At 48.3% G+C, this 14,009-nt stretch carries 12 protein-coding genes; 4 read left to right on the top strand and 8 right to left on the bottom strand.

Annotated elements, in window-relative coordinates; all coding sequences use genetic code 11:
• The first annotated feature begins 182 nt into the window (after positions 1-182).
• On the top strand, positions 183-1,088 hold the full coding sequence (locus KD909_RS09430; protein ID WP_015881280.1) for a COX15/CtaA family protein: 906 nt from the start codon (positions 183-185) through the stop codon (positions 1,086-1,088).
• Between the two features lie 32 nt (positions 1,089-1,120).
• On the opposite strand, the gene KD909_RS09435 is transcribed toward KD909_RS09430, so the two are convergent.
• The 4 genes from KD909_RS09435 to KD909_RS09450 all read right to left on the bottom strand — a co-directional run bounded on the left by KD909_RS09435 (position 1,121) and on the right by KD909_RS09450 (position 7,598).
• On the bottom strand, positions 1,121-2,473 hold the full coding sequence (locus KD909_RS09435; RefSeq protein ID WP_211781410.1) for a cryptochrome/photolyase family protein: 1,353 nt from the start codon (positions 2,471-2,473) through the stop codon (positions 1,121-1,123).
• A 53-nt stretch (positions 2,474-2,526) separates the two neighbouring features.
• On the bottom strand, positions 2,527-5,961 hold the full coding sequence (locus tag KD909_RS09440; RefSeq protein WP_047795451.1) for a pyruvate carboxylase: 3,435 nt from the start codon (positions 5,959-5,961) through the stop codon (positions 2,527-2,529).
• Between the two features lie 36 nt (positions 5,962-5,997).
• Entirely contained in the window at positions 5,998-7,233 is a 1,236-nt protein-coding gene (locus KD909_RS09445) for an FtsW/RodA/SpoVE family cell cycle protein (RefSeq protein ID WP_211781411.1), read from the bottom strand.
• Positions 7,234-7,319: 86 nt separating this feature from the next.
• Positions 7,320-7,598: an Fpa/YlaN family protein gene (locus KD909_RS09450; RefSeq protein WP_015881276.1), complete on the bottom strand. Its 279-nt coding sequence runs from the start codon at positions 7,596-7,598 to the stop codon at positions 7,320-7,322.
• Positions 7,599-7,770: 172 nt separating this feature from the next.
• Here KD909_RS09450 and KD909_RS09455 point away from each other — a divergent pair, with 172 nt between their 5' ends.
• Together KD909_RS09455 and KD909_RS09460 are read left to right on the top strand one after the other, a co-directional pair.
• Positions 7,771-8,238, top strand: a complete 468-nt coding sequence (locus KD909_RS09455) for a hypothetical protein (protein ID WP_211781412.1) — start codon at positions 7,771-7,773, stop codon at positions 8,236-8,238.
• A gap of 124 nt (positions 8,239-8,362) precedes the next feature.
• The gene (locus tag KD909_RS09460) at positions 8,363-9,535 is read left to right on the top strand and encodes a multidrug efflux MFS transporter (protein WP_249199019.1); all 1,173 of its coding nucleotides are present in this window, start codon (positions 8,363-8,365) and stop codon (positions 9,533-9,535) included.
• A gap of 36 nt (positions 9,536-9,571) precedes the next feature.
• Here KD909_RS09460 and KD909_RS09465 read toward each other — a convergent pair whose 3' ends face one another.
• Together KD909_RS09465 and KD909_RS09470 are read right to left on the bottom strand one after the other, a co-directional pair.
• On the bottom strand, positions 9,572-10,888 hold the full coding sequence (locus KD909_RS09465) for a PhoH family protein (protein WP_047795453.1): 1,317 nt from the start codon (positions 10,886-10,888) through the stop codon (positions 9,572-9,574).
• 33 nt (positions 10,889-10,921) lie between these two features.
• Entirely contained in the window at positions 10,922-11,371 is a 450-nt protein-coding gene (locus KD909_RS09470) for a PNPOx family protein (RefSeq protein WP_211781413.1), read from the bottom strand.
• Between the two features lie 115 nt (positions 11,372-11,486).
• Between KD909_RS09470 and KD909_RS09475 the strand changes: the two genes are divergently transcribed.
• Positions 11,487-11,687, top strand: coding sequence for a YlaI family protein (locus KD909_RS09475; RefSeq protein WP_015881271.1), 201 nt, complete (start codon positions 11,487-11,489; stop codon positions 11,685-11,687).
• A 36-nt stretch (positions 11,688-11,723) separates the two neighbouring features.
• On the opposite strand, the gene KD909_RS09480 is transcribed toward KD909_RS09475, so the two are convergent.
• Together KD909_RS09480 and typA are read right to left on the bottom strand one after the other, a co-directional pair.
• The gene (locus KD909_RS09480) at positions 11,724-12,068 is read right to left on the bottom strand and encodes a YlaH-like family protein (protein ID WP_015881270.1); all 345 of its coding nucleotides are present in this window, start codon (positions 12,066-12,068) and stop codon (positions 11,724-11,726) included.
• 87 nt (positions 12,069-12,155) lie between these two features.
• Entirely contained in the window at positions 12,156-14,000 is a 1,845-nt protein-coding gene (gene typA, locus KD909_RS09485; protein ID WP_015881269.1) for a translational GTPase TypA, read from the bottom strand.
• Positions 14,001-14,009: the final 9 nt, after the last annotated feature.

Raw genomic sequence — 14,009 nt, forward strand, 5'->3', positions numbered from 1 at the left:
ATAGTGTGATATTTGTCACACCTTATGTGCTTTACTAATATTAGAATAACGTTTTTGATAACGATTGCAAGCTTTTCCATTTCGTTTTTTGAACAGAAAGCCGTATAATAAGTATGGCGAAAAAAATATAAATAAACAAGGTACATTTTTAACGGATTTTGATTAGAAGCAGGTGGTATTGCATGCATAAAAAACTCGCGTTTTTCTCAGGGTTTGTCACCCTCGGGATGATGCTTGTCCTCATCATGGGTGGAACCGTGACGAAGACGGATTCAGGAGATGGTTGTGGGACGGACTGGCCACTCTGTCATGGAAAATTAATCCCAACCAACCCAAGTGTTGAAACGATGATCGAATACAGTCACCGGGTAGTCTCCGGTATCGAAGGTCTTCTCATCATTGCGCTCGCCATTTGGACGTTCATCGCGGTCAAACATCGGGTCGATGTGAAAATCTTCGCGTTTCTCGCATTTATCTTTATGCTCATCCAATCAATCATTGGAGCGGGCGCGGTCATTTGGCAACAGTCGGACGCCATCCTGGCCCTCCATTTTGGAATTTCACTCGTGTCGTTCGCATCGTTACTCATTTTGACGATTCTGTTATTCGAAGGTGACCGGGAGCATCAAGTCGTATCGAGACGGTTGAGATCTCATCTTTACGGTCTATCGATCTATACGATGATTGTCGTCTACACCGGAGCCTATGTCCGTCACCTCGGTGCTACATATGCTTGCGTCGGTTGGCCGATTTGTGAACAAGAAGTGTGGACGTTTGAGTCGTATGTGCAGATGGGACACCGTGTGATGGCCGGGCTACTCGTCTTGTACACGTTGTATGTTCTCTATTTGGCACGTAAAGAAATGAATCGTTTGATTGAGCGCGGCATGATGGCGTCTCTCTTCTTCATCCTGCTTCAAGTCGGTACAGGTGCTTGGATCGTCCTTGGGGGACACGCGACTTACGTTCCGCTCCTTCACGCCTTCTTGATCACTTGTTACTTCGGTATCCTGTCATACCTCTCTTATCACGCGTATCGGTCGACAGCGCGACAAGACGGGGCACAATTGAAAAATATGAACGGATAACCAAACAAAAAAGCGCCACGGCGCTTTTTTGTTTACAATGCTTTAAATCGTTCGAGGGCACGCTCTCTCGCTTCTTTATGATCGACGAGTGGCATGGCATATTCGTCTCGCTCTGACGGGTCTGGAAAGTGAATCGATTTATCTGTTATATGTTTCAGTTCCGGCACATACTTCCGGATGAACGTTCCGTCAGGGTCAAATCGTTCGGATTGCGTCGTCGGATTGAAAATACGGAAATATGGAACAGCGTCCGTCCCGACTGATGCTGCCCATTGCCATCCCCCGATATTCGACGCTGCCTCATAATCGATCAGCTTTTGCTCGAAATACCGTTCCCCTTTTCGCCAATCGAGAAGGAGATGTTTCGATAGGAAAGATGCGACAATCATGCGTAGGCGGTTGTGCATCCACCCGGTCTCGTTCAACTGACGCATCGCGGCGTCGACGATTGGATACCCGGTCTCCCCGTTACACCACTTTTCGAACTGCTCTTCATTGTCCTCCCATTCAATCGACTTGTATTTATCATTGAACGGTTGATCTTTCAATCCGTGGAACTTTGCCATGACCATGTAATAAAATTCGCGCCACAACAGCTCATCGTAATACGTGTCGCGCCCTTTTGATTGCCTCGCCGACAACACTTGTTCGGCGATCGTGCGAATCGACAACACACCTGTCCGTAAATAAGGAGATAGTCGACTCGTCCCGGCGATGCTCGGAATATCACGCTTCTCGTCATAATCGACCATGCGATCATTGACGAAGCGGGTCAATCGCTTCTTCGCTTCCGTTTCCCCTAGCCCTTTCCATTCACGTTTACATCGCTTGAAGAGCACTTTCAGTTCACTCGGTTGTTCATTCTTTGAACGGATGTACTGAGATAAACGATCGACATCAACCTCATACGGTGCGGGTGGCTGTTCGGCATACGCCGCTTTTTTGAACGGGGTGAACACCTTATAGGGATCGCCACTTTTTGTACGGAACGCATCGGGATGAAACAGGTGACGATCTAAAAGTCGCACTACCTTTACATCTTCACTAAGTGCTTCAATCACACGGTCATCCCGCTGTTTGAACGGTTCCACATACTCCGCATTAAAATAGAGCACATCCATCTCGCCGAGCTGTTTCACGAACGCATCCTCCGTCTCCGCGACGAGGACACGAAGCCCTAACCCTTTCGCTTCTAAATCATCCATGAACGTTCGCATCGTCGAGAAGAAATAGTCATGCCGCACTTCGAATGGGTGACAGTATTTCGGATTCAACCAAAAGACGAAATCTAGGTCATCGCCTTCCTCCATATCTTTCAATACACGGTGTAACATATGATTATCGGTCAGTCTAAAATCCGAACGAAACCAACATACTCGTCTCATGATCTCCACTCCCATCTACAAAAAAGAAGCATAGCGCGCTATGCTTCTTTTGATTATACAAATTCAATCAACAAGTCGTCACTTTGTATTGTGTCGCCTTCTTTAATATGGATGGCCTTAATCTCACCATCTTGTGCCGCTTGAATCGTCGTTTCCATCTTCATCGCTTCTGTGACGAGCAACTGCTCCCCACGGTGAACGCGACTTCCTGGTTCGACCAATACTTTCAAGACAGACCCCGGCATCGATGCACCGACTTGTTTGGCGTTCGAACGATCGACTTTCGGACGGCTTGTCGTTGCCGATTTGACATTGACATCTTTAATCTCGATTTCACGTGGTACCCCGTTCATCTCATACGAGACGAGACGGATGCCATCTTCATTCGCTGCACTCACTTGTACGAGCTTGATGATTAACGTTTTTCCAGTCTCGATTTCAACTTGGATTGTCTCACCGACGTTTAATCCGTAGAAGAATGTCAACGTGTCGAGCACTGAGACGTCCCCGTATGTCGTTGTATGTTTGATATAGTCTTCGTACACTTTCGGATAAAGCGCATGAGCAAGAAGTTCAAAGTCCGTCACCGGTCGCTCGAATTTTTCGAATAGTTCTTGGCGTGCCGATTCAAAGTCATACGGTTTGATCAATTTACCAGGACGAACGTTTAATGGCTCTTCCCCTTTCAAGATGACTTGTTGCACATCTTTCGGGAATCCACCTGGAGGCGTTCCTAATTCACCACGCATCATTTCGACGACCGAGTCTGGGAAGTCCAACTGATGTCCTCGTGTCATCACATCTTCTTCCGTCAAGTTATGCTGGACCATGAAGAGCGCCATATCACCGACAACTTTCGATGACGGCGTCACCTTGACAATGTCCCCGAACAACATGTTGACTCGGGCATACATCGCCTTGACTTCTGCCCAGCGGTCTCCAAGTCCGACCGCTTTCGCCTGCTGTTGGAGGTTTGAATATTGCCCACCTGGCATCTCGTGTTCGTACACGGATGGATTCGATGCACGCATATCACTTTCAAACGGTTCATAGTTGTGACGCACATCTTGCCAGTAGTCACTGATGATTTCATATTGTTTCGGGTCGACTTTCGGCTGACGTTCGTGGTGGTTGAGCGCATAAACCAAACTTCCACCTGAAGGCTGTGATGTCATCCCTGACATCGAACTCGCGGCAACGTCAACGATATCGACACCGGCATCTGTCGCACGAGCATAGGTGAAGATTCCGTTACCGGAAGCATCGTGTGTATGCAAGTGGATTGGTAAGTCCACGGCATCCTTTAATGCCGATACGAGTGCATAGGCCGATTCCGGCTTCAATAGACCGGCCATATCTTTGATTGCCAAGATATGCGCACCACTCGCCTCAAGTTTCTTCGCGAGGTCGATATAATACGGAAGGTGGTACTTCGGACGGTTGCCATCGTACAAGTCTCCCGTATAACAGATGGCCGCCTCCGCCACTTTCCCAGTCGGAAGTGTCGCATCGATTGCCAATTGAATCGATTCCAAGTTGTTGAGACTATCAAAGATTCGGAACACGTCGACTCCAGCATATGCCGCTTCGTGTACGAATTTCTCGATGACGTTGTCTGCATAGTTTTTGTATCCGACCGCATTCGCACCGCGTAGCAACATTTGAATCAAGACGTTCGGCATCTTCTCACGAAGCTTCATGAGACGTACCCATGGGTCTTCGGATAAGAATCGGTATGCGACGTCGAACGTCGCTCCGCCCCATGCCTCGACCGAGAACAATTCTGGCATGAGTTTACTTGTCGGTTCGGCGATATTCAGAATATCCTGTGTGCGCATGCGCGTCGCGAGCAACGATTGATGCGCATCTCGCATCGTCGTATCCGTCAACAACAGTTCCGGTTGACGTTTGATCCAGTCGGCGAGGCCGTCCGGTCCAAGCTCTGTAAGAATTTGTTTCGTCCCTGGCTTCGCTTCTGCCGGGAGGTCGTGCGGGATTCGTACCGAACGGCTGATCGGCTTGTCTTTCAGACCAACACCTGGGAATCCATTCACTGTCACATCCCCGATATAGTTCAACAGTTTAGTCCCGCGGTCTTTTCGTTTCGGGAAGACGAACAGTTCTGGCGTCTCATCGATGAATGACGTGTTGTAATCTCCATTGATAAAGTTCGGGTGCTTCATGACGTTAATCAAGAACGGAATGTTCGTCTTGATTCCACGAATCCGGAACTCGTTCAAGTTTCGAACCATCTTCGAGGCCGCTTGTTCGAATGTCATGCCATGTGTGGACAATTTCACGAGAAGTGAATCGTAGTACGGTGAAATCTCTGCACCGACATACGCATTCCCACCGTCAAGACGAACACCAAAGCCACCCGGAGAACGGTAAGCCATGATTTTTCCTGTGTCCGGCATGAAGTTATTGCCTGGGTCTTCAGACGTAACACGTGATTGAATCGCATAACCGAGAAGTTTAATGTCTTCTTGCTTCGGCATTTGAATCATATCGCCGTGGAGCGACTCACCTTGCGCGATCATCAATTGCGTTTGAACGATGTCAAAGCCCGTCACCATCTCTGTGATCGTATGTTCCACTTGAATGCGCGGGTTAACTTCGATGAAGTAGAACGACTCATCCTCTGTCACCAAGAACTCGACTGTACCGGCGTTGACGTAGCCGACGTGACGCATGAGTTGGACCGCCGCATCACAAATCGCTTGGCGCGATGCATCAGACAAGGTCACACACGGCGCCACTTCGACAACTTTTTGGTGACGGCGCTGAACCGAACAGTCACGCTCGAACAAGTGGATGATGTGACCGTGCTCATCCCCAAGAATCTGCACCTCGATGTGTTTCGGACGTTCGACGAGTTTTTCTATGTACACTTCGTCAGAACCGAACGCCTGCTTCGCTTCTGATTTCGCACGTTCAATCAAATCTTTCATTTCCGCTTCTGTTCGAATGACACGCATTCCGCGACCTCCGCCACCCATCGACGCTTTGACCATGAGCGGGAATCCGTGCTCGTTCGCAAATGCTTCCGCGTCTTCATATGATGTGAGCGGCCCATCCGAACCCGGAATGACAGGAAGACCCGCTGCAATCGCACTCTGACGTGCTCGTACCTTATCACCGAACGCATGTAAATGTGACTCATGCGGTCCGACAAAGATAATGCCCTCTTCACGGCAACGTCGTGCGAGTTCAATGTTCTCCGAAAGGAAACCATATCCCGGGTGAATCGCATCACTGCCTGACTCCTTAGCGATTCGAATCACGTCTTCAATATCGAGATACGCATCGATCGGTTTTTTGTCTATACCGATCAAGTAGGCCTCATCGGCTTTAAAGCGATGTAAGGAGCCGCTATCTTCTTGTGAATAGACGGCTACCGTTCGAATGTCTAACTCTGTCGCCGCGCGAAATACGCGAATGGCAATTTCCCCACGGTTTGCAACAAGTAACTTTTTAATTGGTTTCAAATGAAATCCCCCCGTTAATGAAGTTTGTTTGTTTCCTTACCTGACGACGTGAAGTGATGAACGTTGAACGTTTTCTTCTGACTTCACCCGAATTTCTTCTCGTCGTGTCGCCTCTCGATGACGGTTACGCATCGAGATACTGCTGAGCACCCCGAGAACACCCATCATCATGATGAGCGATGTTCCCCCATAACTGACCAGTGGCAAGGTTACGCCTGTCCCTGGGAACCAACCGGACATCGCACCGATATTGATGGCCGTCTGGATCATAATTTGTGAGGCAATCCCAAACGACACGAACATCGCAAAGTGACTATCCGCATGATTGGCGATATGGATCGCGCGAAAAGCGATGAAGAAGAGTAGGACTAAAACCGTCAATACACCGAGGAATCCTAGCTCTTCCGCAATGATCGACATGATATAGTCGGTTTCTGGTTCTGGCAAATACCCATACTTTTGAAAACTGTTCCCAAGTCCGACTCCGGTCAATCCCCCATGTACGATCGAGATAATCGACATGAGCAATTGGTGTCCATATCCTTCCGGGTCCATGAACGGGTTGAACACGACTTCAATCCGACTTCGTTGATTCTCCGAGAAGATGGTCGTGAACAATACGAATACAGTACCAATCCCAGCTAAAATCCCCGGAATCAAAATTCGAAGCGGCGCCCCGACACCGAACCACATGAGCAACATGATGGAACCGAGGACGAATAACCCACCCATATCCGGCTGTCCATTGATTGCGATGGCGTAGAACGAGAAGTAAAAGAGAACCGGTACTAAGAAGAAGGCGCCGATTTGTGCACGCAACCCCTTTTTCGTGATAGCGGCCCGCGCCAGTCGACCAGGGAGTCCTTTCAACTCATTATTCCATAGCTCATGGTAGTAGTTCGCAAGCAGTATGATGAGAACGAACTTCGCAATCTCGACAGGTTGAATGGTCATTCCGCCGATGATGAGCCACGCCTTTGCCCCATTCAATGGAGGCATCGCCCACGTGACAAATAGCAAGACGACAGAGAGCGCATAAAGACCGAGGCGAATGCCTTTTTTCCGAAACATCTCATATCGGAACAATGTCGCAATCAAATAGACAAAGATTCCGATTCCAACGTAGACGAGCTGGCGATAGAATAAACTACTATTCGCGTAATCCCCACGATTCCAAACGCTCGCACTATAAATCATGATCGAGCTGAGCCCGACGAGCAAGAGCACTGACAAAAACAACGCAAAATCAAAATACCGAAACCGTGTTTTCATGTATTCACTTCCTTATGTAAAACAATCCGACAACCCTTATAAAAAAATACTCAAACAGCGCCACTTGCACAGTTTGAGTATAAGGTTCATAATTCTGAAGCTTCTGCCAAAGCAGACAACTTTTGTTCCAATGAATCGAGCAGTCCTTTACCTTCAATGTCTGAAATGAGTCCAAGACGAACCGCAAAATCAATTTGGCGCGATAGTCCAAACATATGTGTATCAAGCACCTCTTCATAAAGCGGGCACTTCGGCATTTTTAGGTTTTCTAACTGCACTTCAATCAGACAACGGATTTTTTCAGCATCCGCCTCGAGTAATTGAAGCGCTTGCTCCCGTTGGATTGCAGCCAAATTTGTCGCCACTACGACCCCTCCTCCGTACGATGACAGACTGTTTGTCATAACTCAACTGTACATTATCTTTCATCATAATTCAATGTACAGTATGAATGAACGCGACATTCTTCCTCTTTTCCATTTTACGAGAAAGAGCGCTATAATGAAACGTGTAATGTGTATGAAGGGGGATATAAGCATGATTTTTCCACTTGATGGAGCAGTTCGCCACAGTCTGACGATTGACCCGACCGTATGGATTTTTGACGAACGAAAACGAAAGATTGAAGATTTGGACTCGGTGACGGAGAATGATCGTGAGGCATACTATGCGAAAATGGGGAAAGCATGGGATGACGGATTGTCACAAGGAACTCGAATCGACCACAATAAACCGATGTCGCGACAAGATAAGGATGCAGCATTACGCGACTCGTTCGCCATGCCGCTCACGCCATTTTTAAACAATGCCGAACCGATTGAACTCGCGACACATGTCCGTTTTTACGGGGAGACCATATTGACTCTATCGCTCAGCGAGGCATCGCGCGTATATTTACAATTTTCAAAAGACGGAAAAGTACTTACTGACGGACCTGTCTATGTATTATATGAGGATCAGGTCATTCGCCAAGTCAATCATATCACCGTATTAAGCAATCAATGAGAAGGGTCACGCCTTCTCTTTTTTTGGACTTTTTAGTTCACAAAGTGTAGTATATAGAGTGTTGACTACAAATTGAATAAGAAAGGTCGTGACGCTTACGATACCTCTATGGAAACGAAATTTAGTGGTTGTTTGGATCGGTAGCTTCTTGACCGCCGCGTCGATGAGTCTCGTCCTTCCATTCCTCCCATTGTTCATCGAACAACTCGGGGTAAAGAATCCGGACCACGTCGTCACTTGGTCTGCGATTGCGTTCGGCGCGACGTTCCTCGTAGCCGCCATCGTCTCTCCGATGTGGGGACGCTTGGCTGACCGAAAAGGAAGAAAGCTGATGCTCATCCGAGCCAGTCTCGGGATGGCCATCGTCATGTTCCTCATCAGCTTCGTCCAAGACGTGTATCAACTCGTCGGGTTGCGTTTACTCATGGGGGCCGTGTCTGGATTTATCTCAGCCGGCATCACGTTGGTCGCATCCCAAACACCAAAAGAGAAAAGTGGCTGGGCGCTCGGTACCCTGTCAACCGGTGGAATCACTGGTGGTCTACTCGGTCCCCTCATCGGCGGACTGCTCGCAGACTGGATTGGGCTTCGATCCGTTTTTCTCTTTACCGGAAGTGCACTCTTCCTGACGTTCCTCATCACACTTTGGTTCGTAAAAGAAGATTTTGTCCCAGTGAAACGCGAAGAACTCGCGTCGATGAAATCGATTTTCGCCTCACTGCGACATCCACAGTTGATTGTCGGACTGTTTGTGACAACATTCCTCATTCAGTTCTCGACACAATCCATTGGACCGCTCTTGACATTATACGTACGTGAATTGAATCCGAACACTACCGTGCTCGCCTTCATGGCAGGGATTGTCGCCTCCGCTCCGGGACTGGCCGCTCTCGTTTCGGCGCAGCGTCTCGGACGGTTATCGGACAGACACGGAGCGGAGCGCATCTTGTTTTGGGCACTGCTCCTCTATAGCCTCTTCTTGATTCCGCAAGCATTCGTTACCTCAACGACTCAACTCATCTTGTTGCGTTTCGGAATCGGGTTCGCAACGGCCGCCTTGATGCCGTCCGTTCAATCGCTACTGCGCCAGCATACGCCGGTCTCTGCAACGGGGCGCATCTTTTCATACAATCAGTCCGCTCAGTTCATGGGGAATCTACTTGGACCGCTATTTGGATCCCAAATCGTGGCACACTTCGGATTTTCTGCCCTGTTCATCATCACGGGATTGATTATGATCTCGAATGCCTTCTTAGAACGGACGAACGTCCAGTCGTTACAACTCGATACAAAATAACGCCGAGCACGAAGCTCGGCGTTATTTGTATCTTTCTTATAGTAGGTCAGCCGCCAATCGTGCAAGTGACGAACGTTCCCCTTTTACGAGTTGCACGTGTCCGAAGACGTTTTGTCCTTTGAAGCGTTCCACCGCGTACGTCAAGCCGTTCGAGTATTCATCCAAATACGGATGGTCGATTTGATACGGGTCACCGACGAGAACGATTTTCGAGTTCTCTCCAACGCGAGTGAGAATCGTTTTGATTTCATGCTTCGTTAAGTTCTGTGCCTCATCGATGATGATGAACTGGTCCGGCATACTTCTACCTCGAATATAGGTGAGCGCCTCGAGCTGAATCGATTTCATACCGGCTAGAATATTTCCGAGCTCGTCTTTTGAATTCGCATTAAATAAAAATTCCAAGTTATCATAAATCGGTTGCATCCAAGGACGAAGCTTCTCTTCCATTTCCCCTGGCAAGTAACCGATATCATTCCCCATCGGCACGACCGGACGAGCGACGACGAGCTTATTGTAACGCTGTTCATCCTCGACGAGCGAGAGCCCTGCTGCTAGGGCAAGGAGCGTCTTCCCGGTACCGGCTTTCCCAAGTAAGGTGACAAACGGAATGTCATCTCGAAGCAACAGGTCGAGGGCCATCCGCTGTTGAACGTTTCGCGGATGAATTCCCCAAATATGATCTGCATCGAGTGCCAGCGGTCGTAAAATCGGTTGAAGCGAATCGACCACAGCAAGTGCACTCGCTTTCGACACATTACTTTTTAAAACGACGAACGAGTTCGGATATAGCACTTGTTTCGTCAAGGCCGTCGTCGGCAATTGACGAACTTTATAAAATTCATCGATGAGCGACTGATCGACTTCAATCTCTCGATAGCCGGCGTATAAGTCCGTCGTATCAACGATATGATCTGTCAAATAGTCTTCTGCGTCAATTCCAATAGCGTCCGCTTTGACACGGACCAATATATCTTTTGAGACGACGACGACCTTGTGATTCGTGTCATGCTCGTATTGTTTCATTAATCCTAACGCTACCATTAAGATGCGATTATCATTCGTCATGACATCGAACGGAATATCGACCTGGTGTTCATGACCGATTTCGACAAACAGACGTCCTCCATTTTCAAGCGGGACCCCGTCATGGAGTTTTCCCGATGTTCGGAGTTGGTCGAGGACACGTGACGTTTCACGGGCGTTCCGCCCGACCTCATCCATGTTTCGTTTCTTTCCATCTAACTCTTCTAGGACGATGGCTGGAATGACCACGTCGTGTTCTTCAAATTGAAATAAGGATAGCGGATCATGTAGGAGTACGTTCGTATCGAGTACATACGTTTTTTTCATAGACTTTGCCGCCCCTCGAATATAGGATGGTATTCAAGAATGAAGACTTTCTTTCACTTCACGGTCAAGCTTTTCCGCCGCTCGAATATCATACGTTTTCGTGATTTCGGGCTGTGCGTAAGCTGCTCCATAAAACGAGATGTTCCTCACTTCTTCGACATGTCCTTCAAAAAAACGAAGATGAAGGCTCGGTTTAACCGCCGGATCGAACTCTCGAATCGATGAGAGTAAAACGTGATAGGACTGGCCATCTTCGATAAAGATGAGGCCAGCCGTCTTTTCTGTCGTCAAGATGGTCACGATATGTGAATTTCTTGTTAATGCGAACCGGATCGTGACGGCATCTAACGCTTGCACCCAACTGATGGCATGGCTGATCGGCCAACGCTTCGCCTCGTCAAAACCGACGAGAAATGTTAACGGCATGTCGTTCAACAAGCGCTCTTGCGCAACTGTCAATTCAAACGTTGCCTTACTCGCCATTCAACTCCCCTCCTTTTAACCGGGTATGGTTGTACCATTCTCCCTTACCCGTTCAATTCCCTGCTTTTAACGGTTGAAATCATGCTATACTCATCGTATAGAGGAAGGTGAAAAGATGCGTGTAAAATGTTCTCTTTGCGATAAAGTCGAGACGATCGACTCATGGTCGTTTGAAGCAAAACGCTTGCGTAACAAACCGGCGAAAACGTATATGTGTCAAGAGTGTCAGGAGCGAATCAGCGAACGAACGGCTGAACGCGCCGCATCTGGACAGTTCAAGTTATATCCTACATTTCGACAGAAACGAAATTGGTAATGCAAACGGGCGCCTCCGAGGAGACGCCCGTATTTTTTATGATTCTACCGCATCTTGACGGCGGTTCCACCAGAGGCGACCACGATAAATGGCTAACACGATTGCCATGACGGCAAGCACTTCCGGGATTGGCCATGTGAAAAAGACGAGTGCCATCGTACCTGCTCCAAGTGAAAGCAGAATATAGACGATGAGCGACTTCCACCATGCCAATTGTTTCGCAAAACCAAGTTTAAAGACAAGGATCGTCAGTAAGATGACCGTGACAACGAGTGCATTGAACCCGACGGAAAAGTCGTTCGGGTCACTGCCGACACCTAGCATCGAAGCGATCCACGGAACGTCAATCTGTGTGATATCGATTGTTTGAGAAGCTTTCAAGACAAAGAGTCCCCCTTTATTTCATACACATCCATTCTACACTATTCCATGCAAAAGGGAACGCCGAAGCGTCCCCTTTCTGCTAACTTATTCTTTACCAAGTTTACGACGCTTGTCAGCTTTCTCACGTTCGTTCTTGTTCAAGATTTTCTTACGGAGACGGATTGACTCCGGCGTGATTTCACAGTACTCGTCATCGTTCAAGAACGTGAGCGACTCTTCAAGTGAGAAGACGCGCGGACGTTTCAAGACTTGTGTCGAGTCTTTTGCAGAAGCACGCATGTTCGTCAATTGCTTGCCTTTAACGGCGTTAATGGCAAGGTCAACGTCACGGTTACATTCCCCAATGATCATTCCTTCATACACATCCGTACCTGGCTCGATAAAGATTGTTCCACGGTCTTCGAGGGCACCGATTGAGTAAGCCGTCGACTTCCCGTTTTCAATACATACCATAACACCGCTACGACGGCCACCGATATCAGCAGCGATATACGGACGATACTCTTCGAACGTATGGTTCAAGATTCCGTATCCACGTGTCGCTGACAAGAATTCGTTACGGTAACCGATGAGACCACGTGATGGCACGAGGAATTCCATACGAGTCTGACCGTTGTCATTCGTGTTCATGTTCGCAAGCTCACCTTTACGGAGACCAATCGATTCCATGACTGAACCTGTGTATTCTTCAGGTACGTCGATGATGACGCGCTCGAACGGCTCAACTTTCGTGCCGCTCTCGTCTTCACGGATGATAACTTGTGGTTTCGACACTTGGAGCTCGTAACCTTCACGACGCATGTTCTCGATCAAGATCCCGAGGTGAAGCTCACCGCGTCCTGATACGATCCATTGGTCTGGTGAATCTGTGTTTTCGACACGGAGTGAAACGTCCGTCTCGAGTTGTTTCATCAAACGTTCTTCGATTTTACGTGCTGTCACGAAATCGCCTTCACGTCCTGCGAACGGAGAGTTGTTTGTCATGAAACGCATTTGAAGCGTCGGCTCATCGATGCGAAGGAGCGGAAGTGGCTCTTCTTTACCGACTGGCGTTACCGTTTCACCGACGTTGATATCTTCCATTCCGGCGATAGCGATCAAGTCCCCTGCTTTTGCTTCTTCGATTTCGACGCGCTTGAGGCCGAAGTAACCGAACAATTTCGTGACACGAAGTTGCTTCACCGTACCGTCTGTCTTACAAAGCGATACTTGCTCACCGACTTTGATTTTCCCACGGAAGACGCGACCTACACCGATACGACCGAGGTAGTTATCATAGTCGAGCATCGTCACTTGGAATTGAAGTGGCTCGTCTGAGTTGTCCACTGGAGCCGGCGTGTTTTCAAGAATCGTGTCGAGCACGTGCGTGATTGTATCTTCTTGTTTTTCTGGGTCAGGATCGAACGAACTTGAACCGCTGACTGCTGATGTGTAGACGACAGGGAATTCAAGTTGATCTTCATCTGCGCCGAGGTCGATCAAGAGATCAACAACTTCATCGACAACGTCGAGTGGACGAACCATCGGCTTATCGATTTTGTTGACGACGACAATCGGACGAAGTCCTTGGTCGAGAGCTTTTTTCAATACGAAACGAGTTTGTGGCATACAGCCTTCACGCGCATCGACAACAAGGATAACGCCGTCTACCATACGCATGATTCGCTCAACTTCTCCACCGAAGTCTGCGTGACCTGGTGTATCTACGATGTTGATGCGCGTCTCTTTATAATCGATTGCTGTGTTTTTTGCGAGAATCGTGATTCCGCGCTCACGCTCGATATCGTTCGAGTCCATCGCGCGTTCTGCGACTGCCTCGTTCGTCCGGAAAGTACCAGACTGTTTCAATAATTCATCGACTAACGTTGTTTTACCGTGGTCAACGTGCGCGATGATGGCTACGTTACGAAGGTTTGTTCTTACGTTCATGTAGTTATT

The organism is Exiguobacterium sp. PFWT01 (genome assembly GCF_018255795.1).
Taxonomy (GTDB): Bacteria; Bacillota; Bacilli; order Exiguobacteriales; family Exiguobacteriaceae; genus Exiguobacterium.

Bases quoted from the DNA above. Each gene is read 5' to 3' on its own strand.
- KD909_RS09430 (WP_015881280.1), top strand. From the start codon at position 183: ATGCATAAAAAACTCGCGTTTTTCTCAGGGTTTGTCACCCTCGGGATG.
- KD909_RS09435 (WP_211781410.1), bottom strand. From the start codon at position 2,473: ATGAGACGAGTATGTTGGTTTCGTTCGGATTTTAGACTGACCGATAAT.
- KD909_RS09445 (WP_211781411.1), bottom strand. From the start codon at position 7,233: ATGAAAACACGGTTTCGGTATTTTGATTTTGCGTTGTTTTTGTCAGTG.
- KD909_RS09455 (WP_211781412.1), top strand. From the start codon at position 7,771: ATGATTTTTCCACTTGATGGAGCAGTTCGCCACAGTCTGACGATTGAC.
- KD909_RS09465 (WP_047795453.1), bottom strand. From the start codon at position 10,888: ATGAAAAAAACGTATGTACTCGATACGAACGTACTCCTACATGATCCG.
- KD909_RS09470 (WP_211781413.1), bottom strand. From the start codon at position 11,371: ATGGCGAGTAAGGCAACGTTTGAATTGACAGTTGCGCAAGAGCGCTTG.
- KD909_RS09475 (WP_015881271.1), top strand. From the start codon at position 11,487: ATGCGTGTAAAATGTTCTCTTTGCGATAAAGTCGAGACGATCGACTCA.
- typA (WP_015881269.1), bottom strand. From the start codon at position 14,000: ATGAACGTAAGAACAAACCTTCGTAACGTAGCCATCATCGCGCACGTT.